Here is a 20,462-nt window from a genome sequence, read left to right as displayed (position 1 = left end):
ACCCCATGACCACCACTCAACATTCCGTCACCAATCGTGTCGCACTGACGGTCGTCACCACGATCTTCTTCATGTGGGGCTTCCTGACCTGTCTCAACGACATCCTGATCCCGCATCTGAAGGGGGTGTTCGAGCTGAATTTCGCGCAGGCGATGCTCGTGCAGTTCACCTTCTTCGGCGCCTATTTCCTGATGGCGCTGCCGGCCGAGCGGCTGGTCGCGCGGTTGGGCTACAAGAACGGCATCGTCGCCGGCCTGGCGATCGCCGGTGTCGGTGCGCTCGGCTTCTGGCCGGCGGCGGAGCTGCGCGTCTACAGCGCCTTCCTCGGTGCGCTGTTCGTGCTGGCCACCGGCATCACCGTGTTGCAGGTGGCGGCCAATCCGTACGTCTCGCTGCTTGGACCGGAGCGCAGCGCGTCTAGCCGGTTGACGCTGGCGCAGGCGTTCAACTCGCTGGGTACTGCGATTGCACCGCTGATCGGCGGCTGGCTGATCCTGTCCAACACGGTGATGAGCGGCGACCAGCTCGCGCAGCTGCCGCAGGCCGAGCAGGTTGCCTACCGGGTGCAGGAGGCGCAATCGGTGCAGGGGCCGTACCTGGGGCTGACCGTGGTGCTGCTGTTGCTGGCGGTGTTCGTCTATCTGTTCCGCCTGCCGAAGCTGGCCGAGGCCACCGAGAAGGGTGACGTCGCCCACCACCACACGCTGGGCGAGGCGCTGCGTCATCCGCATGTCGCCTTCGGCGTGCTGGCGATCTTCTTCTATGTCGGTGCCGAGGTGTCGATCGGCAGCCTGATGGTCAACTACTTCTCGATGCCGCAGATCGGCGGTTTCAGCGAGGCGCAGGCGACCCATTACGTGTCGGCCTACTGGACGATGGCGATGATCGGTCGCTTCATCGGCTCGGTGCTGCTGACCAAGGTCTCGCCGCGCCTGCTGTTGTCGCTGTTCGCGCTGATCAACGCCGCGCTGCTGATCGTGTCGGTGTCCACCACCGGCATGACCGCCGTGTACTCGCTGGTGGTCATCGGCCTGTTCAACTCGATCATGTTCCCGACCATCTTCGCGCTGGGCATCGAGCGGCTGGGGCCGCTGACCGGTCGTGCGTCGAGCCTGCTGGTGATGGCGATTGTCGGTGGCGCGATCGTGCCGTACGTGCAGGGCCTGCTGGCCGATCACATCGGCCTGCATCCGTCGTTCCTGCTGCCGGCGCTGTGCTACCTGTACATCGTGTTCTACGGCCTGTGGGGTTCGCGCCTGCGTGGTGAACTGGCAAAGGAGGCCCGCGCGTGAGTGAGGCAAGCAAGATTGTCTGTTTCGGCGAAGCCCTGATCGACATGCTGGCGCAAGCGCCGGCCACTGCCGACGCGCCACGTGCGTTCCTGCAGTTCGCCGGCGGTGCGCCGGCCAACGTGGCGGTGTCGGTGGCACGGTTGGGTGGCGACAGCCACTTCGCCGGGATGCTGGGCCAGGACATGTTCGGCGACTTCCTGCTGCAGAGCCTGCAGGACGCCGGCGTTGCCACCGATGGCGTGGTGCGTACCGGAGCGGCCAAGACCGCGCTGGCATTCGTCGCGCTGGATGAGCATGGCGAGCGCAGTTTCAGTTTCTACCGGCCGCCGGCGGCGGACCTGCTGTTCCGCGCCGAGCATTTCGCGCCCGGTCTGTTCGAACATGCGGCGGTGCTGCATGTGTGCTCCAACAGCATGACCGAGCCGGACATCGCCACCGCTACGCTGGAAGGCATGCGTCGTGCCCAGGCAGCCGGCGCGATCGTCAGTTTCGATCTCAACCTGCGGCCGATGCTGTGGCCGACCGGCGTGGATCCGGCGCCATGGCTATGGCAGGCATTGGCATTGGCCGATGTGGTCAAGCTTTCGCGCGAGGAGCTGGACTACCTGGCCGGCAAGCTCGATGCCGACGCCACGGCGGTCGAACGCAGGCTGTGGCAGGGACGCAGCCAGTTGCTATTGGTCACCGACGGCGGTGGCCCGCTGCGCTGGACTACGCGCGATGACGCCGGCGCAGTGCCGGCGTACCGCGTGCAGGTGCAGGACACCACCGCGGCTGGCGATGCCTTCGTCGGTGGACTGCTCTACCAGCTTGCGCGCCAGTTGCACGGCGTTGCCGCACTGAGGGGCTTCTGCGCTGATCGCGAGGCGATCGCGCGCACGCTGCGTTTCGCGGCGGCAGTCGGTGCATTGGCGGTGACCCGAAAGGGTGCTTTTGCGGCGATGCCGACGCTCGCCGATGTCGATACCTTGATCCAGGAACAATCATGACCCCACTTCCCGAGACCCCGACGCCGGATTTCCGTTCGGCCGATTTCCTGCGTGCCCACATCGCCGACACGATGGCGTTCTACCACCCGCGCTGCATCGACCCGGCCGGTGGCTTCTTCCATTACTTCCGCGACGACGGTTCGGTGTACGACGCCGGTCATCGCCATCTGGTCAGCAGCACGCGCTTCGTCTTCAACTACGCGATGGCGTATCGCGAGTACGGCAATGCCGAGTACCTGGATGCGGTCCGGCATGGCCTGGCCTATCTGCGCGATGTGCATCGCAACCCGGCCACCGGTGGCTACGCCTGGACCCTGCGCGACGGCAAGGTCGAGGACGACATGAACCACTGCTACGGCGTGGCGTTCGTGCTGCTGGCGTATTCGTGCGGGCTCAAGGCCGGCATCGAACAGGCGCGCGAGTGGATGGACGAGACCTGGAAGCTGCTGGAACTGCGCTTCTGGGAGCCGGAATTCGGCCTGTACAAGGACGAGGCCGACGCGCAGTGGAACTTCACCGGCTATCGTGGTCAGAACGCCAACATGCACATGTGCGAGGCAATGCTGGCGGCCTATGAGGCCAGCGGCGAGCAGCGCTATCTCGACCGTGCACTGCTGCTGGCCGACCACATGACCCGCCGTCAGGCGGCCAAGGCCGATGGCCTGGTGTGGGAGCATTACGACACGCACTGGGAGATCGACTGGGACTACAACCGCGACAATCCCAAGCACCTGTTCCGTCCGTGGGGTTTCCAGCCCGGCCATCAGACCGAGTGGGCCAAGCTGCTGATGCTGCTGGATCGCTACACCGGCGCCGAGTGGCTGCTGCCGGTCGCGCGGCATCTGTTCGATGTCGCCGCGGCGCGCTCGTGGGATGAGGAGCGGGGCGGTTTGTATTACGGCTTTGCTCCCGATGGTTCCATCTGCGACGACGACAAGTATTTCTGGGTCCAGGCCGAGTCGCTCGCGGCCGCCGCGCTGCTGGCTGCACGCACCGGCGATGAGGCCTATTGGCAGTGGTACGACCGGCTCTGGGCGTATTCGTGGAAGCACTTCGTCGATCATCGTTACGGCGCGTGGTATCGCATCCTGGATGCGGACAACCGCAAGTACAGCGATGAGAAGAGCCCGGCCGGCAAGACCGACTATCACACCATGGGCGCTTGCCATGAGGTGCTCAACGCGGTGAGGCCGAAGAAGGGCTGAGTGCGGTCAAGTCGAGGGAGCGACGAGGTGTTTTTTCTTGTCGCTCCCGCGCAGAGCCTGCCCCCGCGAAGGCGGGGGTGGTAGCCCAGTGACTTTGATCGCGATCTGACCACAAGTCGCTGGGTCCCCGCCTGCGCGGGGACGACGGGAGGGGCACCTCTGTAACAGGTAGCAACGTGTCTTGACGACGGAGCTTGTCGTTCCGGCAATGAGCTACTCGCGAGCGATGCCCGCCTCGGCGCGATAGGGCAGTACCTCGGGCACGCCAGCGTCATACTGCGCCAGCACTTCGTCGAAACCGAAGCGCGGCCGCCAGCCCAGCTCGGCGATGGCCCGTGCCGGGTTGTAGACGCGATCGATGCTCGTTGGCAGCGCCCAGTCGCGTTCGGCATAACGTCGCACCAACGCGGGCGCGCGTTCGGCCAGCATGGCCGGGGCGTTGTGCGCCAAGGCCACGGTGTCTTCCGGCCGGAACGGCGTAGCGCCTGAAATCATGAAGCGTTCCACTGTAGCGCCAGCATGTTCCACCGCTAGTGCGTGCGCGGCTGCCACGTCGCGCACGTCCACACCGCGATGCAGCCGGAACGCGGCCATCACCTGCACCGGCTCGGGAAAACAGCGCGACATGCGGATGATCCGCAGCGACGGGCCGCCTTGTTGCGCGGCCTGTTCGAGCAACTGTTCGGCTTCCAACTTGGTGTGGTGGTAGATGGTCTGCGGCTCTGGCAGCAGGTCTTCATCAACCCAACCGGCGCGCCCCGCTGGCGTCGCTGCCATGCCGTACAACGCGGTGGTGCTGGTGAACACGATGCGCCGCACGCCGGCGGCTGTTGCAGCGTCGAGCAGGCGTCGGGTGCCATCCACGTTGATCCTGCGGAACGTCGCTTCGGATACGTAGGGCACATGCGGGGCATGCAGTGCGGCGGTATGTGCCACTGCATCTGCGCCGGCCAGTGCGCGTGCAAGCAGCATTGGGTCGGTGAAGTCACCGACCTCCTCGCTGGTGGAACTGGGCGTGGTGTCGATGCCGGTCACGTCGTGTTCGTGTGACAACCGGATATGGATGGCGCGACCAACACGACCAGCGCTGCCGGTGACGACGATCTTCATTCGGACTCCATGGCGAGCAGGATCACGAAGCGGCGTACCGGCGCTGGCTCAACGCGATGCCGATGTTGAGTGCGTCGCGCCGACGACGGCGCAACGTGCATCGGCAGCCGTGTGCGGGGTGTCACTCCGGGTCGTAATCAAGATTCGAAGCGAGCCAGCGCTCGGCCTGTGCGAGATCGACACCCTTGCGACGTGCGTAATCGGCGACCTGCTCCTTGCCCAATCGGCCGACCACGAAGTACTGACTCTTCGGGTGGCTGAAGTAGTAACCGGATACCGCCGCTGTCGGCAGCATCGCGAAGCTCTCGGTCAGGGTCATGCCGGTATTGCGCTCGGCATCCAGCATCTCGAACAGCGTTCCCTTCTCGCTGTGCTCGGGGCAGGCCGGGTAGCCGGGGGCAGGGCGGATGCCGAGGTATTTCTCGGCGATCAGCGATTCGTTATCGAGTGTCTCATCGTCGGCATAGCCCCAGAACTCGGTGCGTACGCGCTGGTGCAGGCGCTCGGCCAGCGCCTCGGCGAGACGGTCGGCCAGTGCCTTGAGCAGGATGGAGTTGTAGTCATCATGCGCGGCCTCGAAGCGCGCCACGTGCGGGTCGATACCGATGCCGGCAGTGACCGCGAACGCACCGATCCAGTCCTGCCGCCCGGAGTCCTTCGGCGCGATGAAATCGGCCAGGCAGAAGTCGGGGCGGTCGGCAGGCTTGTCGACCTGTTGGCGCAAGAAATACAGGGGAATCCGGGACCGGGGACCCGGGACCCGGGACCCGGGAAAAGCAGCACGGACATCGGTGACCTCAGGCTTTTCCGGGTCCTGCAACACAACCTCTACATCATCACCCACGCTGTTCGCCGGCCATATCCCGAATACTGCCTTCGCGGTCAGCCACTTCTCCGCAACGATCGTATCCAGCATCGCGCGTGCATCGCGATACAGCTCACTGGCCTGGGGGCCGACGATTTCGTCGGTCAGGATCGCCGGGAACTTGCCGGCCAACTCCCAGGCCTGGAAGAACGGGGTCCAGTCGATGATGTCGATCAGATCTTGCAGCGGGTAGTCGTCGAACACGTGCAGGCCCGGCTGCTTCGGTGTCGGTGGCACGTATTCGTCCCAGCCGCCGTCGAACTTCTGTCCGCGCGCATGCGCCAGCGAGACCAGTCGCTTGGCGTCGCCACGGTTCTTGTGGCGCTGGCGGATCTCGGCGTAGTCAGCATCGTTGGCAGCGACAAAGGCCTCGCGCAGGTCGCGCGAAATCAGCGACTGTGCCACGCCGACCGCGCGCGAGGCGTCCTTCACCCAGACCGTCGGTGCGGTGTAGTGCGGGTCGATCTTCAGTGCGGTATGCGCACGCGAGGTGGTGGCACCGCCGATCATCAGCGGCATCGTGAAGCCCTGCCTCTGCATTTCACGCGCGACATGAGTCATCTCCTCCAGCGAGGGCGTGATCAATCCGGACAGGCCGATGATGTCGGCGTTCTCGGCGCGGGCGCGGTCGAGGATGGTCTGCGTCGGCACCATCACGCCCAGGTCGACCACCTCGAAGTTGTTGCAGGCGAGCACCACGCCGACGATGTTCTTGCCGATGTCGTGCACGTCACCCTTGACCGTGGCCATGATGATCTTGCCGTTGTTCTTGCCGATATCGCCGGTGCGCAGCTTCTCGGCCTCGATGTAGGGCAGCAGGTAGGCCACCGCTTTCTTCATCACACGCGCGGACTTCACCACCTGCGGCAGGAACATCTTGCCGGCGCCGAACAGGTCGCCGACTACGTTCATGCCGTTCATCAGCGGGCCTTCGATCACATCGAGCGGACGCGCGGACTGCTGGCGTGCCTCTTCGGTGTCCTCATCGACGAAGGCATCGATGCCGTGCACCAGCGCGTGCGCCAGGCGCTCGCGCACGGGTTTGTCACGCCAGGCCAGGTCTTCGCCTTTCTTCTCGCCCTTCTTGCCCTTGTAGCGTTCGGCGATTTCCAGCAGGCGCTCGGTGCCGTCCTTGCGACGGTTGAGGATCACGTCCTCGACGCGCTCGCGCAGTTCCGGCTCCAACTCGTCGTAGATCGGCATGCCGCCGGCGTTGACGATGCCCATGTCCATGCCGGCGGCGATGGCGTGATACAGGAACACCGAATGGATCGCCGCGCGCACCGGCTCGTTGCCGCGGAACGAGAACGAGACGTTGGAGACGCCGCCGGAGACGTGGCAGTGCGGCAATGTCTGCTTGATGATGCGGGTGGCCTCGATGAAGTCCACCGCGTAGTTGTCGTGCTCCTCGATGCCGGTGGCGACTGCGAAGATGTTCGGGTCGAAGATGATGTCTTCCGGCGGGAATCCGACCTGCTCGGTGAGGATCTTGTATGCCCGCGTGCAGATCTCGACCTTGCGCGCACAGGTGTCGGCCTGGCCGACCTCGTCGAACGCCATCACCACTGCGGCAGCACCGTAGCGCAACACCTTGCGCGCGTGCTCGACGAACAGTTCCTCGCCTTCCTTCAGCGAGATCGAGTTGACCACGCTCTTGCCCTGCAGGCACTTCAGCCCGGCCTCGATCACGCTCCACTTGGACGAATCGACCATGACCGGAATGCGGGCGATGTCCGGCTCGGACATGATCAGGTTGAGGAAGCGCGACATCGCCTTCTCGGAATCGATCAGGCCCTCGTCCATGTTGACGTCGAGGATCTGCGCGCCGCTGGCGACCTGCTGGCGCGCGACTTCGACCGCTTCCTCGTAGCGCTCTTCCTTGATCAGCTTGCGGAACTGCGCGCTGCCGGTGACGTTGGTGCGCTCGCCGACGTTGACGAACAGCAGGTCCGGCGCGATGAGCAGCGGTTCCAGGCCGGACAGACGGGTGTAGCGGGGGAGGGCGGACATGATCGGTGATTCAGGCTGCGTGGAGTTCGGCATTCGTCATCGCGGTTTGCGCGGGAACGTATCTACCGTCATCCCCGCGAACGCGGGGATCCAGGGACTTTCGGACAGGCGAGGTGATGGTTGCGGGACGTCGGGCTTCCACTTGTGAGGAACGCGTACGTCCATGGATCTTCGATCCCCGGCCATCGTGCATAGCCCGATGGCGCTCAGCGCCGCGCGAGCCAGCGGCTTGCCAGCAGCGGCGCTTCGCCCCCGTGTTCGAGGGGATGACGGTGGGCGGAAGGCGCTGGGTTCCCGCCTGCGCGGGAACGACGGTGGAGGTGTTCATGCGGCTTTTTCCAGCGCGCCCGGCAGCGCACGCGGCGCAATCCCCGCCACTGCCTGGGCGATCGCACGGATATGGTCCGGCGTGGTGCCACAACAGCCGCCGACCAGATTGAGCAGGCCGGACTGGGCGAATTCCTTCAGCGTCGCCGCAGTTTCCTCGGGCGTCTCGTCGTACTCGCCGAAGGCGTTGGGCAAACCGGCGTTCGGATGCGCGCTGACGTAGCAGTCGGAGACCGTGGACAGCGTCTCCACGTGCGGCCGCAGGTCCTTCGCACCAAGCGCGCAGTTCAGGCCCACCGACAGCGGTCGACCGTGCGCGACCGAGGCGTAGAAGGCCTCGGCGGTCTGCCCGGACAGGGTGCGGCCGGAGGCGTCGGTAATGGTGCCGGAGATCATCACCGGCAGGCGTCCGCCGCGCTGATCGAAGACCTCCTCGATTGCGTACAGCGCCGCCTTGGCGTTGAGCGTGTCGAAGATCGTCTCGACCATCAGCGTGTCTGCGCCGCCGTCAATCAGCCCGTCGATGGCCTCGCGATAGGTGCCGCGCAGCTCATCGAAGCTGGTGTTGCGGAAGCCCGGGTCGTTGACGTCAGGGCTGATCGAGGCGGTACGGCTGGTCGGGCCGAGCACGCCGATCACGAAGCGCGGCTTGTCCGGCGTGATCGCCTCGATCTCATCGCAGACGGCACGTGCGACCTGCGCCCCGGCCTTGTTGAGTTCGTAGACCAGATGTTCCAGGTGATAGTCGGCCTGGCTGATCGAGGTCGCATTGAAGGTGTTGGTTTCGACCAGATCGGCACCGGCCTCAAGATAGGCGCGATGGATACCGGCAATAAGCTCGGGTTTGGTCAGCAACAGCAGGTCGTTGTTGCCTTTCAGGTCGTGGCCCTGCGGCGCGTGGTCGCAGCCGGGGCCGTGTACGTGGTCAGCCGTGGGCGAGTGCGCACTGTCGTAGCCCTCGGCGAAACGCTCACCGCGATAGTCATCCTCCTCCAGCCGATGGCGCTGGATCATCGTGCCCATCGCGCCATCGATGATCAGGATGCGTTCGGCCAGCGCGGCGAACAGCTTTCCGGCGCGATCGGGGTGCAGCCAGCAGGGAGGGGAGGCCAGGGGCCGGAGGCCAGGGGTCAGGGTGGAAGTGGACATTGTCATGACAGCGCCTTTTTCCCCGATCCCTGGCCCCCGGCCTCTGGTCCCTGCTTCACCGCAATCAACGAAATCACCTCGAAATGCGGCGGACGCTTCTCGCGGGTGACGGTCTCCAGACTGGAAACCTCCAGGCCGGCCTTGTCGACGAACTTGCGCAGTTCCTTGTCGGCAAAGCCCAGGTTGACGTGACCGTAGGCCGCCACCGCAGCACGGTGCTCGTGCTTGGCCAGCGAGCACAGCAGCAGCCGGCCGCCCGGACGCAGCACGCGCGCGGCCTCGGCCACCGCCTGCGCCGGCTTGGCGGCGTAGGTCAGCGCATGCATCAGCACCACCAGATCGAAGCTGCGGTCCGGGAACGGCAGCGCATGCATGTCGCCCTCCTGCACTTCCACGTTCTTGAGCTTGCGCAACCGCTCGCTGGCGGCGGCGACCACGCGGGCGCTGGTGTCGATGCAGACGTAGCGGCTCGAATGCGGCGCGACCAGTTCAGCCAGCACGCCGTCGCCGGAGGCGATGTCGAGCACGTCGCCGGTTTCCAGCAGCGGCAGCGCGGTACGCGCCAGCGCTTCCCAGGTGCGGCCCGGCGAGTAGTGGCGTTCCATGTCGCCGGCCACGGTGTCGGCCCAGTTCTGGTCGGCCGCGCGCATCGCCAGCACGCTCGGCACGCGCTCGGCGTCCTGGCGCAGCAGCGGGTCGTCGCTGCCGGTGCTCAGCGCATGCCAGAGCGCACGCTGGGCCGGGTCGAGCTGGGCGTCGTCGAAGCGGTAGTAGGCCGACACGCCGGCACGGCGGTCGCGCACCAGCCCGGCTTCCTTGAGCTTGGCCAGGTGGGTGGATACGCGCGGCTGGGCCAGGCGGGTGATCGCCGAGAGTTCGGCCACGGTCAGTTCTTCCTGCTCCAGCAAGGCCAGCAGGCGTACACGGGTGGCGTCGGCGAAGACCTTCAGGCGGGTCGACCAGTCTTCCAGGTCCATAAATATCTCTATATCGCGATAGCGAGATATTTTCGCGGTCGCGGCGCCCCGGGTCAACCTACATACGCATGCGAATGGTTGTGGCTAGAATGGACCCATCGCCATGCCCTGGGAGGGCCAATCCGTGGATTTCAGCTTTACTGAAGAACAACTAATGATCCAGGACGTCGCGCGCCGGATCGCCCAGGAGAAGATCGCGCCGAGCGCCGAGCACTTCGACCGGGTTGGCGAGTTCCCGCTGGAGAACATCCAACTGCTGGGCGAGAACGGGCTGATGGGCATCGAGGTGCCGGCCGAATACGGCGGTGCCGGCATGGACCCGATCTGCTATGTGCTGGCGATGGTCGAGGTCGCCGCCGGCGATGGTGCCCATTCGACCATCATGTCGGTCAACAACTCGCTGTTCTGCACCGGCATCCTCAAGAACGGCACCGAGCAGCAGAAGCAGACCTACGTGCGTGCGATCGCCGAGGGCACCCACATCGGTGCGTTCGCGCTGACCGAGCCGCAGTCCGGTTCGGACGCCTCGGCGATGCGTTGCCGCGCGGTCAAGCAGGCCGACGGCAGCTTCGTCATCAATGGCAAGAAGAGCTGGATCACCTCCGGCCCGGTCGCCAGGTACATCGTGTTGTTCGCGATGACCGAGCCGGACAAGGGCTCGCGCGGCATCACCGCGTTCATGGTCGACACCGACAAGCCGGGGTTCTTCCGCGGCAAGACCGAGCCGAAGCTGGGCATCCGCGCCTCGGCGACCTGCGAGATCGAGTTCGTCGACTACGTGGCTCAGCCCGAGGACGTGGTCGGCGCGGAGGGCGAGGGCTTCAAGACCGCGATGAGCGTGCTCGACGCCGGCCGCATCGGCATCGCTTCGCAGGCGGTGGGCATCGCGCGTGCGGCCTACGAGGCCACGCTGGAGTACGTGAAGGACCGCAAGGCGTTCGGCCATGCGATCGGCAGCTTCCAGATGACCCAGGCCAAGATCGCCGACATGAAGTGCAAGCTCGACGCAGCGTTGCTGCTGACGCTGCGCGCGGCGTGGCTGAAAGGACAGGGCCAGAAGTTCGGCACCGAGGCGTCGGTGGCCAAGCTGGTGGCTTCCGAAGCAGCGATGTGGATCACCCACCAGGCCGTGCAGATCCACGGCGGCATGGGCTATTCGAAGGAGATGCCGCTGGAACGGTATTTCCGCGACGCGAAGATCACCGAGATCTACGAGGGCACGTCGGAAATCCAGCGCTTGGTGATCGCGCGCAACGAGACCGGGTTGCGCTAAGGCGTGCTGCCATCGTAGGAGCGGGTCTGCGTGGCCTAGGGCCATCAGCCGCGATGAGGCCTTGCCGGTAAAGCCCCATCACGGCTGATGGCCCTAGGCCACGCAGACCCGCTCCTACGGAAAAGCATGCGCTCAGAATTTCGCGTCGAATTCCCGCGCGTAGCCGCTGTTGACGATCACCTTCTGCAGCGCATCGGAGACTTTGACATTGCCGGCGACGACCTGGAAGTTCTCCGGGCCCTTGTTGTCCATGCGCGGCAGGGTGGCGCCCTTGAAGTCGCAGACGCGGCCGCCGGCCTCGCGGACCAGCAGTACGCCGGCGGCGATGTCCCAGGCCTTCACGCCGGCCTCGAAGTAGGCATCGGCGCGGCCGCAGGCGACGTAGGCCAGGTCCAGCGCGGCCGAGCCGGTGCGGCGGATGTCCTCGGCCTGTACCAGCAGCGCGTCCACGCACTTGAGCTGGGCGCTGACGCGGGCGCGTTCGCGCGGCGGGAAGCCGGTGTTGATCATCGCCCCTTCCAGATCCTTGCGGTCGGTGACGCGGAGGCGACGGTCGTTGAGCACGGCGCCGGCGCCCTTGCTGGCGGTGAACAGCTCGTTGCGCAGCGGATCGAAGATCACCGCGTCGGTCGGCTCGCCGTTGTCGACCAGCGCGATGGAGACGCAGTAGTGCGGGAAGCCGTGCAGGTAGTTGCTGGTGCCGTCGAGCGGGTCGATCACCCACATCAGCCGGCCGTTGCCCTGCACGCCGCCTTCCTCGCCGAACACGCCGTATTCGGGATAGGCGCGCTTGAGTTCCTTGACGATCACCTTCTCGGCGTCGGCATCCACCTCGCTGGCATAGTCCATGCGCCCCTTCTGCACCACGTTCAGGGCTTCGAGCTTGTTGATGTTGCGCAACAGCACGTTGCCGGCGAGGCGGGCGGCCTTGACCATGACGGTGACGGCGGGTTTCTGCATGGTGAAGGCTCCCGTGAAGGCAGAAGGGTAGGACTGGCGGGGGAAAAGAGCGGTCCAGCGCGAGGCCGGTCGAGCAGTTTACCATTTACCGCTGATCCGCTCCCGAATGGCCGTTCATGTCTGTCTCCCGTCGCATCCGCTTCGTTCTCGTTGGCACCCAGCACCCCGGCAATATCGGCGCCGCCGCGCGGGCGATGAAGACGATGGGCCTGGCGCGGCTGGTGCTGGTGGCCCCGGAGCGCGCGCTCGACGAGGATGCCTACCGGCGCTCGGCCGGAGCCGAGGATCTGCTGGGGGATGCGCCGGTGTTCGCCACCCTGGCCGAGGCCGTGGCCGACTGCACGCTGGTGCTGGGTTGCACCGCGCGCTCGCGTCGGGTGCAGCTGGAAGAGCTGCTGCCGGCCGATGCGGGCAAGCGCGCGATCGACAAGGCACTGGCCGACAGCGAGGTCGCGTTCGTGTTCGGCCGCGAGCGCACCGGGCTGACCAACGAAGAGCTGCAGCTGTGCCATCTGGCGGTGCATATCCCGTCCGATCCCGATTTCAGTTCGCTCAATCTGGCCGCCGCGGTGCAGGTGCTGTCTTACGAAGTACGGTTGGCGACGCTGGCGGCAGCGGGTACGCCGGCTGCGTCCGAAGTCGATCCCGGTTTTGGCGAGGCGGCGGCCAGCCACGCCCAGATCGAAGGCTTGTTCGGTCAGCTCGGCCAGACCCTCGACGAGATCGATTTCCACAAGGGGCGCTCGCCGGATTCGGCGATGCGCAAGCTGCGCCGGCTGTTCGCCAAGGCCGAGCTGACCGAGCAGGAAGTGCGTCTGCTGCGCGGCATCCTGTCCGACACCCAGCGCATGGTCGGGCTGGCGCATAAGGATGTATCGCAGGGAAAGCCGTGAGCGGTGCGCGGTACGCCTGAGACTGCGCCGGCGCCGTGCTGCACATGGCGCAGCGATGTTGGATGCCTTCAAGGCGCCATTTCGCCGATGCGCGGTTTCCGCTAGGCTTTCCCGGGGTTTATGGGCGGCCGGGGGGCGCTCTTACCGGTTTTCGCGATTGATGAATCTGCTTGGCACCTGTGAGAACCATTCGCTGGCTGCGCCACCAGGCGCCGGCCATGAGTGATGGTGGAAGCGTGACCACCAGGATGCGGTTCGGACTGCAAGCCCGTTTTCTGCTGGGAATGGGCCTGGGCTTCGTGCTGCTGGCGGCGATCCTGGCGCTGCTGCTGCAACGCCAGACCTCGATGCAGCGCGAAGTGCGCACGCTCAGTGGCGGCGTCATCCATGAACTGTTCGAACAAGGCTTGCGCGCGCGCGGGGAATCGATCGCGAACGCGCTGGCCGACGTGGTAGCCGATCCACTGGGCGAATCGGACCTGAAGGAAGTCGAGCGGCTGGCCCGCAACGTGGCAGGCCAGCGGCTGGTGAGCTATGCACGGGTGTACGACACGCACGGCCGCCTGCTTGTCGACGGAGCGAATGCAGCCGGGGAAGCACAACCGGACCCGCGTGCGATGGCCGCGATCACGGCCGCGCAGATGCAGGTGCGGCCTGTCGACGGTGTGCTGGACGTGGCGATGCCGGTGGGCGCGGCAGGCAGGCCCATCGGCTGCGTGCGCGTGGGCATGTCGCTGACCATGGCCGGGGAGCTGGAAGCTGCCGCCAACGATCGCCTGCACCAGCGCCTGGAGAAGGTGGGCCAGCGCGACCTGCTCTGGCTGCTGCTGTTGCTGGCGGCACTGGTCGGGGTGGGGGTGGTGTTCGCGTTCTATGTCCAACGCACGCTGGTGGCGCCGATCCGATGGCTAGCCGGCGCGGCGCGGCGGATCGAGAACGGCGATTACACGGTGAAGCCGCGTGGGACTACGCGCCGGGACGAACTGGGCGAACTGCTGCGCGCGTTCGGACGCATGAGCGAGAGCATCGAGCGGCACGATCGCGAAGTGCGGCACATGGCATTTACCGACGCGCTGACCGGGTTGGCCAATCGGCTGGCATTCCGCCAGTTGCTGGATCATCGGCTGGAGGCGGCGCCGACCTCCGGCGGCCAGCTCGCGCTGCTGTTCGCCGACGTGGACGACTTCAAGCGGGTCAACGACACGCTGGGGCACGAGGCCGGCGATCAGGTGTTGCTGCAGTTCGCCGCGCGCATCGACGCGGCGGTGCGCGAAATCGGCGGCCAGGATGCGGTGCTGGCGCGCTTTGGCGGCGACGAATTCGTGATCCTGGTGCAGGCCGGGGATGCGCAGGCGACGTCGGTGCGGTTGGCCGAGCGCGTCGTGCAGGAATTGCGACGGCCGCTGCAGGTGCAGGGGCGCGAAGTATTCCTGGGCACTTCGATCGGCATCGCGCTGGTCCCGGATGACGCCATCGACGCGACCACGCTGCTGAAGAAGGGCGACATCGCGATGTACCAGGCCAAGATGGCCGGCAAGAACTGCCACCGCTTCTACAACCGGGCGATGGACTACGCGCTGGAACGTCGCGTGCACATGGAGCAGGAGCTGCGCGGAGCCTGGGAGCGCGATGAGCTGCGGCTGGTCTATCAGCCGATCCACCGCATTTCCGATCGCGTACTGGTCGGCGTGGAAGTGCTGCTGCGCTGGCAGCATCCGACGCTGGGCACGATTCCCCCGTCCACCTTCATCGACATCGCCGAGCAGAGCGGATTGATCGAGGAGATCGGCCCCAAGGTGCTGCGCGCGGCCTGCCTGGACGCGGTGCGCTGGCCGCTGCGCGACGGCGAGCCTGCGCTGTTCATCTCGGTCAACGTGTCCTCGCGCCAGCTGCGCAGTGGTGAGCTGACCGACCTGGTGGCCGGTTGCCTGGCCGAATCCGGCCTGTCGCCGTCGCGGCTGCATCTGGAGCTGACCGAGACCGCGGTGATCGGTGACGAAATGCTGGCCGCGAGCCTGCTCGACAAGCTGCACCGCACCGGCGTGAAGGTCTGGCTGGACGACTTCGGTACCGGCTTTTCCGGGCTCAGCCACCTGCGCCAGGCACCGGTGGACGGGGTGAAGATCGACAAGAGCTTCGTCGCCGATCTGCCACGCGACCCCGACGACCTGGCGTTGACCACCGCGATCATCGCAATGGCGCATTCGCTGGGGATCACCGTGGTGGCCGAGGGTATCGAGCAGGAGGCGCAGTTCGAACTGCTGCGCGAGCGCAACTGCGACCTGGGGCAGGGCTACTGGTTCAGCCAGCCGCTGAGCAATGACGATCTGGTGCGGTTGCTGCAGCCCTGAGCGGGCGCGCAGGATGTTGTAGGAGCGGCGTTAGCCGCGATGGGGCTTTCCCATTTAAGTCCCCGCACATGGATGTGCGGGCTTTTGCAGAGGGACCTGCATGAAAGCCCCATCGCGGCTAACGCCGCTCCTACAAGGGCCGTTTGCCGGTATCGCCCTGGATCTCGCGTACCAGCTTCGGCACCAGATAACCGGACAGCCGCGCCGCCAGCGCCGCATGCAGCGCGCGGGCACGCTCGTCGCTGACTTCGAAATGCGCCACGCCGGCCACCCGGTCGAGCTGGTGCAGGTAGTACGGCAGCGCGCCGGCGGCGAAGCTGCGCTCACTGAGCGCGACCAGCGTTTCGACATCGTCGTTGACGCCGCGTAGCAGCACCGCCTGATTCAGCAGCTGGACGCCGACACCGCGCAGCGCGGCAAGTGCGGCATCGACCGAGGCATCGAATTCATTGGCATGGTTGGCATGGATCACCAGCGCCACCGGCCATGGCAGGGAGGCGAGCCAGTCCAGCAGCGGGCCGTCGACACGCTCGGGCAACACCACCGGCAGCCGGCTGTGGATGCGCAGGCGCTTCAGGTGCGGGATCGCGCGCAGCGCGTCGGTCAGCTCGGCCAGTTTGGGCGTGGCCAGCGACAGCGGGTCGCCACCGGACAGCAGTACCTCGTCGATCGTGGGATCGGCGGCGATCGCGGCCACCGCCTCGCGCCAGCCCTCACGCGCGGCGGTCTCATCGGCATATGGGAAGTGCCGGCGGAAGCAGTAGCGGCAATGCACCGCGCAGCTGCCGGTGGCGACCAGCAGGGCGCGGCCGCGGTATTTCTGAATGACGCCGGTGGCCTTCCTGGCGGCACCGTCGCCGACCGCGTCGAGAGCGAAGCCCGGTACGACCTGCATCTCGTCGGTGATCGGCAGCACCTGGCGCAGCAGCGGGTCGGTCAGGTCGCCGGCGCGCATGCGGGCGACAAAACCGCGCGGCACCCGCAATGCGAACTGGGCCGCGGCTTCGTCGGAGATCCGGGCGGCTTCGTGCTCAAGACCGAGCATGCCGAGCAGCTCGCGCGGGTCGCGTATGGCCTCGCGCCAGGCCTGTTGCCAGCGGCTGGCGGCGGCGCGGAGCAGGGATGGCTGCAAGGGAAGGGGGGCTGCGGTTATCATTTGCGGTCAGAAAACAAACGCCCGCCGGTCGCGGCGGGCTCCCCATTCTATCCGGCCGGCCGCTCAGCGCGGCGGTTTTGCCTTATTCGAGGAGTGCACATGGCCACTGTTGGCATGAATGACGTCAAGAACGGGATGAAGATCCTGGTCAACAATGAACCAGCGGTCATCACCGAGACCGAGTACGTCAAGCCGGGCAAGGGCCAGGCGTTCACCCGCATGAAGTACCGCTTCATCAAGTCCGGCCGCGTGGTCGAAATGACTATGAAGGCCACCGACGACGTGGAAGTGGCCGACGTGGTCGATACCGACATGCGCTACCTGTACAGCGATGGCGAGTACTGGCACTTCATGGACCCGGAATCCTTCGAGCAGGTGCAGGCCGACAAGGCCGGCATGGGCGGCGCCGACAAGTGGCTGAAGGGCGAGGAAGACTGCATCGTGACGCTGTGGAACGGTTCCCCGATCTGGGTGCAGCCGCCGAACTTCGTCGAGCTGAAGATCACCGAGACCGATCCGGGCGTGCGTGGCGATACCTCCGGCGGCGGCGGCAAGCCGGCGACCCTGGAGACCGGTGCCGTCGTGCGCGTGCCGCTGTTCGTCAATCAGGACGAGATCATCAAGGTCGACACCCGCTCGGGCGAGTACTCCGCACGCGTCAAGTGACGCAACGGCGCGCTTGCGCATAGCGCAAGCGCCTTTGCCGTTGCGTCATCCCCGCGAAAGCGGGGATCCAGGGACGTTGCTTCTGCTTTCGGCTTCTGTTTTTGCTTCAGCGTCATCCCCGCGCAAGCGGGGATCCAGCGTCTCCAGCTTCTGCGGTTGCCTGAAGCAGCGGCCCCAAAGCCGAAAAGCAAAAAACCAAAGTCCCTGGGCCCCCGCCCACGCGGGGGCGACGGTAGAAGGACCTCTCTGCGAACCGCCTGAATGCCGGCGCCGGAAACCTGCTTTCCCGAGTGCCACCGGCGGCTTTCCCCCCACACATCGACGGCCCCCATGACCGACACCACGAGCACCCCCGAATCCTGCGACCTGCTGATCGAAGCCGGCTACGTGGTCCCGATCGAGCCGCATGCGGTGGTACTGGAGGATCATGCGGTGGCGGTGCGCAACGGCGAGATCGTCGCGCTGCTGCCGCGCGCAGAGGCACGTGCGCGCTTCGCGCCGGCCGACGTGGTTTCGCGGCCCGAGGCCGCACTGATCCCGGGTCTGGTCAACGCGCACACCCACAATCCGATGACGCTGCTGCGTGGCGTCGCCGATGATCTGCCTTTGATGACTTGGCTGCGTGAGCACATCTGGCCGGTCGAGAGCGCGGTGATCGGGCCGGAATTCGTCGCCGACGGCACCACCCTGGCGATCGCCGAGATGCTGCGCGGCGGTACCACCTGCGCCAACGAGAACTACTTCTTCGCCGACGTGCAGGCCGCGGTCTACAAGAAGCATAGCTTCCGCGCGCTGGTCGGCGCGGCGATCATCGATTTCCCGACCGCCTGGGCCAAGTCCGACGACGAGTATTTCGACCGCGCCGGCGAGCTGCATGACCAGTGGCGTGGCGATCCGCTGATCGGCACCGCGTTCGCACCGCACGCGCCGTACACGGTCAGTGACGCCAACTTCGAGCGGGTGCGGATGCTGTCCGACCAGCTCGACGTGCCGGTGCACCTGCACACCCACGAAACCGCGCAGGAAATCGCCGATTCGATCAGCCAGTATGGACAACGCCCGCTGGCGCGGCTGGACCGGCTCGGCCTGGTCAACGACCGCCTGATCGCGGTGCACATGACCCAACTGATCGAAAGCGAGATCCACCTGTGCGCCGAGCGCGGCGTGCACGTGGTGCATTGCCCGGAATCCAACCTCAAGCTGGCCTCCGGCTTCTGCCCGGCCTGCGCGCTGGTGCGGGCCGGTGTGAACCTGGCAATCGGCACCGACGGCTGCGCCAGCAACAACGATCTGGACATGTTCAGCGAGAACCGCACGGCCGCAATTCTGGCCAAGGCGGTCGCCAACGACGCCACCGCGCTGGACGCGGCGACCACGCTGCGCGCGGCCACGCTGGGCGGCGCACGCGCGCTGGGCTTCGGCGAGAAGATCGGCTCGATCGAGGTCGGCAAGCAGGCCGACCTGGCCTGCGTGGACCTGTCGGCGCTGGAGACCCAGCCGCTGCATAACGTGCTCTCGCAACTGGTCTACGCCACCGGCCGCCAGCAGGTCAGCGACGTGTGGATCGCCGGCAAGCCCAAGCTGGTGCAGCGCGAGCTGGTCGGCATGGATGTGGCCGGGCTGGTCGCCAATGCACGCCAGTGGCGGGCGCGGATTGCTACGATCCGGGCCAGCTGAGCTTCCTGTCATTCCCGCTTTACCAGCCATTCGGCTGTGGAAGAGCGTTTCGCGGGAATGACGAATCGAGAGAACCACAAAATGAACAGCCCGCATTCCCAGAGCGCCAACTTCAACCAGGCCGAACTCGACAAGTTCGCCGCGCTGGCCACCCGCTGGTGGGATGAGGATGGCCCGCAGAAGGCGCTGCACGCGCTCAATCCGGTGCGCTTGCAGTACGTGGCCTCGCGTGTCGCGCTGCCCGGTGCGCGCGTGCTCGACGTCGGTTGCGGCGGAGGTCTGCTCAGCGAGGCGCTGGCCCGGCAGGGCGCGCAGGTCACCGCGCTCGATCTGGCGCCTGAACTGGTCAAGGTCGCGCGCCTGCACGGCCTGGAGTCGGGTGTGCAGGTGGATTACCGCGTGCAGGCCGTGGAAGACCTCGCCGCGGCCGAGCCGGCCTCGTTCGATGCGGTCACCTGCATGGAAATGCTGGAGCACGTACCCGATCCGACCTCGATCATCGACGCCTGCGCGCGCCTGCTGAAACCGGGGGGCACGCTGTTCCTGTCGACGATCAACCGCACCCCGGCCGCATTCGCGCTGGCGGTGGTCGGTGCCGAGTACGTGGCGCGGCTGCTGCCGAAGGGCACGCACCGCTATCAGGACTTCATCAAGCCGGCCGAGCTGGCCTCGTGGCTGCGCGAAGCCGGGCTGCAACTGCAAGACGTCAGCGGCATGGCTTACGAGCCCTGGCGCAACCGCGCGCGGCTGTCGTCGCGGACCGAGGTCAATTACCTGGCATGTGCGGTGAAGGCGTGATGGGGGGCAGGGACCCGGGAAAGCCGGAGCCGGGAAAAGGTCACGATCGCTTTCCCGGGTCCCCGGTCCCCGGTCCCGGGTCCCGGTTTCCCGGCGCGGTGCTGTTCGATCTCGACGGCACCTTGCTCGACAGCGCGCCGGACATGCTGGTGACGGCCAATCAGATGCTGGCCGAGCGTGGTCGCGCGCCGCTGGCGCTGGAGCAGCTGCGGCCGGTGGTGTCCAAGGGTTCGCGGGCGATGTTGGGTGTGGCCTTTCCCGAGTTGGAGCCTGCCGAGCGTGAAGCGCTGGTGCCCGAGTTCCTTGATCGCTATCAGGCGTTGCTTGGGCAGCATGCGGTGCTGTTCGATGGCGTTGCCGCGATGCTCGACACGCTCGAAGCTGCCGGTGTTGCCTGGGGCATCGTCACCAACAAGCCGGAATACCTGGCGCGACTGATCCTGCCCCAACTGGGCTGGGAGACGCGCTGCGCGGTGCTGATCGGTGGCGACACGCTGGCCGAGCGCAAGCCACATCCGTTGCCGCTGCTGGTCGCGGCCGAGCGCATCGGGTTTGCTGCCGGTGAGTGTGTCTATGTCGGCGACGACGAGCGCGACATCCTCGCCGCGCAGGCTGCCGGCATGCCGTCGGTGGCGGTGCTGTGGGGCTATCGTCTGGATGGCGACGATCCGCTGACGTGGCGCGCCGACGTGCTTGTCGAGCAGCCTTCGCAACTGTTGGCGCCGGACGCATGGCCGGCCACGGTTGGTGGCTGAGATGTTGTC

The 20,462-nt window shown here is 66.3% G+C and carries 14 protein-coding genes and 2 pseudogenes; 10 read left to right on the top strand and 6 right to left on the bottom strand.

The annotated features are described in order from the left end of the window. The first annotated feature begins 5 nt into the window (after nt 1–5). From fucP to AC3WJE_RS14075, 3 genes are read left to right on the top strand one after another with little or no spacing between them, the layout of a single operon-like run. The gene (gene fucP, locus AC3WJE_RS14085; RefSeq protein WP_493731439.1) at nt 6–1,292 is read left to right on the top strand and encodes an L-fucose:H+ symporter permease; all 1,287 of its coding nucleotides are present in this window, start codon (nt 6–8) and stop codon (nt 1,290–1,292) included. Beyond that, nucleotides 1,289–2,281: a carbohydrate kinase family protein gene (locus tag AC3WJE_RS14080; RefSeq protein ID WP_493731438.1), complete on the top strand. Its 993-nt coding sequence runs from the start codon at nt 1,289–1,291 to the stop codon at nt 2,279–2,281. Before fucP ends, AC3WJE_RS14080 begins: the two co-directional genes overlap by 4 nt. Beyond that, nucleotides 2,278–3,486 (top strand): AGE family epimerase/isomerase, encoded by a 1,209-nt coding sequence (locus AC3WJE_RS14075; protein WP_493731437.1) that lies wholly within the window; start codon nt 2,278–2,280, stop codon nt 3,484–3,486. Before AC3WJE_RS14080 ends, AC3WJE_RS14075 begins: the two co-directional genes overlap by 4 nt. 213 nt (nt 3,487–3,699) lie before the next feature. Here the strand turns inward: AC3WJE_RS14075 and AC3WJE_RS14070 are convergent, their stop codons facing one another. The 4 genes and pseudogenes from AC3WJE_RS14070 to AC3WJE_RS14055 all read right to left on the bottom strand — a co-directional run bounded on the left by AC3WJE_RS14070 (nt 3,700) and on the right by AC3WJE_RS14055 (nt 9,924). Beyond that, nucleotides 3,700–4,596 carry an NAD-dependent epimerase/dehydratase family protein gene (locus AC3WJE_RS14070; protein ID WP_493731436.1) on the bottom strand — a complete coding sequence of 299 codons (897 nt, stop codon included), beginning with the start codon at nt 4,594–4,596 and terminating at the stop codon, nt 3,700–3,702. 121 nt (nt 4,597–4,717) lie between these two features. Further along, nucleotides 4,718–7,462, bottom strand: a pseudogene (gene metH, locus AC3WJE_RS14065) (methionine synthase); the annotation flags it as partial. A 357-nt stretch (nt 7,463–7,819) separates the two neighbouring features. After that, a pseudogene (locus AC3WJE_RS14060) lies at nt 7,820–8,947 on the bottom strand (homocysteine S-methyltransferase family protein); the annotation flags it as partial. 2 nt (nt 8,948–8,949) lie between these two features. Next, the gene (locus AC3WJE_RS14055) at nt 8,950–9,924 is read right to left on the bottom strand and encodes an ArsR/SmtB family transcription factor (protein WP_493731435.1); all 975 of its coding nucleotides are present in this window, start codon (nt 9,922–9,924) and stop codon (nt 8,950–8,952) included. A 103-nt stretch (nt 9,925–10,027) separates the two neighbouring features. Between AC3WJE_RS14055 and AC3WJE_RS14050 the strand changes: the two genes are divergently transcribed. Continuing rightward, nucleotides 10,028–11,197, top strand: a complete 1,170-nt coding sequence (locus tag AC3WJE_RS14050; protein ID WP_493731434.1) for an acyl-CoA dehydrogenase family protein — start codon at nt 10,028–10,030, stop codon at nt 11,195–11,197. A 132-nt stretch (nt 11,198–11,329) separates the two neighbouring features. Here AC3WJE_RS14050 and AC3WJE_RS14045 read toward each other — a convergent pair whose 3' ends face one another. After that, entirely contained in the window at nt 11,330–12,157 is an 828-nt protein-coding gene (locus tag AC3WJE_RS14045) for an inositol monophosphatase family protein (protein WP_493731433.1), read from the bottom strand. A gap of 116 nt (nt 12,158–12,273) precedes the next feature. On the opposite strand from AC3WJE_RS14045, the gene AC3WJE_RS14040 reads away from it, so the two are divergent. Further along, a complete protein-coding gene (locus tag AC3WJE_RS14040; protein ID WP_493731432.1) occupies nt 12,274–13,050 on the top strand; it encodes an RNA methyltransferase in 777 nt (258 codons plus the stop codon). 218 nt (nt 13,051–13,268) lie between these two features. Then, complete coding sequence (locus AC3WJE_RS14035) at nt 13,269–15,401, top strand: putative bifunctional diguanylate cyclase/phosphodiesterase (RefSeq protein ID WP_493731431.1); 2,133 nt, start codon at nt 13,269–13,271, stop codon at nt 15,399–15,401. Between the two features lie 130 nt (nt 15,402–15,531). Here AC3WJE_RS14035 and epmB read toward each other — a convergent pair whose 3' ends face one another. Further along, a complete protein-coding gene (epmB, locus tag AC3WJE_RS14030) occupies nt 15,532–16,533 on the bottom strand; it encodes an EF-P beta-lysylation protein EpmB (protein ID WP_493731430.1) in 1,002 nt (333 codons plus the stop codon). Nucleotides 16,534–16,656: 123 nt separating this feature from the next. On the opposite strand from epmB, the gene efp reads away from it, so the two are divergent. The 4 genes from efp (at nt 16,657) to AC3WJE_RS14010 (ending at nt 20,453) form a co-directional block, all read left to right on the top strand. After that, on the top strand, nt 16,657–17,223 hold the full coding sequence (gene efp / locus AC3WJE_RS14025; RefSeq protein WP_493731429.1) for an elongation factor P: 567 nt from the start codon (nt 16,657–16,659) through the stop codon (nt 17,221–17,223). A gap of 330 nt (nt 17,224–17,553) precedes the next feature. Further along, nucleotides 17,554–18,900, top strand: coding sequence for a TRZ/ATZ family hydrolase (locus AC3WJE_RS14020; RefSeq protein WP_493731428.1), 1,347 nt, complete (start codon nt 17,554–17,556; stop codon nt 18,898–18,900). 81 nt (nt 18,901–18,981) lie between these two features. After that, nucleotides 18,982–19,698: a bifunctional 2-polyprenyl-6-hydroxyphenol methylase/3-demethylubiquinol 3-O-methyltransferase UbiG gene (gene ubiG, locus AC3WJE_RS14015; protein WP_493731427.1), complete on the top strand. Its 717-nt coding sequence runs from the start codon at nt 18,982–18,984 to the stop codon at nt 19,696–19,698. After that, complete coding sequence (locus AC3WJE_RS14010) at nt 19,680–20,453, top strand: phosphoglycolate phosphatase (RefSeq protein WP_493731426.1); 774 nt, start codon at nt 19,680–19,682, stop codon at nt 20,451–20,453. The genes ubiG and AC3WJE_RS14010 overlap by 19 nt, the downstream gene beginning before the upstream one ends. Nucleotides 20,454–20,462: the final 9 nt, after the last annotated feature.

The sequence above is a fragment of the Pseudomonas sp. GW821-FHT07E12 genome, assembly GCF_058986605.1.
Note: the sequence above shows the minus strand (reverse complement) of the source record. Positions and strands in the feature narration are given on the sequence as shown.